Origin of the sequence: Streptomyces sp. NPDC060064 (assembly GCF_042736455.1) — a bacterium.
GTDB lineage: Bacteria > Actinomycetota > Actinomycetes > Streptomycetales > Streptomycetaceae > Streptomyces.
In genome coordinates this window covers 1-1265 of the sequence record NZ_JBHWWF010000110.1, presented here as the reverse complement: position 1 = coordinate 1265, position 1265 = coordinate 1, and the positions used below count along the sequence as shown (strand labels likewise).

At 64.9% G+C, this 1265-nt stretch carries 1 protein-coding gene; it reads left to right on the top strand.

The features are described from left to right. Nucleotides 1–436: 436 nt before the first annotated feature. A complete protein-coding gene (locus ACFWDI_RS40960) occupies nucleotides 437–811 on the top strand; it encodes a hypothetical protein (RefSeq protein WP_385312192.1) in 375 nt (124 codons plus the stop codon). The last annotated feature ends 454 nt before the right edge of the window (nucleotides 812–1265 follow it).

Genomic DNA, 1265 nt, shown 5'->3' with positions numbered 1-1265 from the left:
GCACGAGCCGACGCGGCGGGCGCTGCTGCGACGCCTTCGCTGACGAACCGCACACACGCGCCGACCGATGGCCGGTGACCGATGGCCGGTGACCGATGGCCGGTGACCGATGGCCGGTGACCGATGGCCGGTGACCGATGGCCGGTGACCGATGGCCGGTGACCGATGGCCGGTGACCGATGGCCGCCTGGACCGGGGTCACGTGACCCGGTCGACGCGCAGGTCAGGACTGCAACGCACCTCGCGTTGCAGTCCTGACCTGCGAAGAACGCGCCGTTTCAGACAGTCGTGTCACCGCGTTTCAACAGGGGGCCTAGTGACGTCACGAGTCCATGAGCCCACGAACTCACCCGCCGGAATCCTTGCGCAATGCGCACACCCCATGCCAGGGTTCCCCTGTGCGCAAAGCGCACACCATCAATACGGGAGGGACCCCATGTCTGTGACCATCAACAAGACCACCAGCTCCTCGGCCGAGATCACCTGGGAACCCAGCGCCGACGACACCCACGGAAACATCGTCTACAGCATCGAATCCGAACAGCTCGCCTACGCACTCCAAGCCCTCGGCGACGAGGCCGGAGCCGGATACGACCCCGACATCCCCGAAGCCCGCGCACTCAGCGCCGCGATGCACACGACCCGCCTCGCACGAGCCCTGGAAACCCGCGCAGCCGTACAGGTCGTGCACCTGCGCGACCACTACGGCCTCTCCTGGCGACGGATCGCCACCGCCATCCACGACGACCCCGACATGCAGTCCACCGTCCGCCGACAGTACGACTCCGGCCTCCGCTACCTCCTGACCTGAGCCCGCCCCGCCACCCCAACAACCCCCCGGGCGCGGCGGCCTATCGAGCCGCCGCGCCCGCACAAAACCGGACACCCTCCCCCGAAGCGCTCAAATCCAACCGCCACAAACAAAGAAAATAAGGAATTGCATTCGCCCAAATAAGACGTATAATTCCTCCGGAATTACCAGCTCCGCCCGAATTTGAATTTCTCGAATTCGTATCCAGCGGCTCGGATCAAAAGAAGTGAGTCAAAGTGCTGCGCACTTTCTAATTCGGTCTGCGACCGCTTGCAAATTTCCGCTCCGCTGCAATTTGCAAGCGCCTGAATTCGCTCCGCGAATTCAATCCGGACCCGCATCCGGCGCTCCGCGCCGGAATAGGCCCGGCTGGGCCGTGCTTCTGGTCGGCCGTGCTTCTGTCCGGGCTCAGCTCAGGCGGTCGACCAGCTGCCGCAGCTGGTCCCGCAGCCGG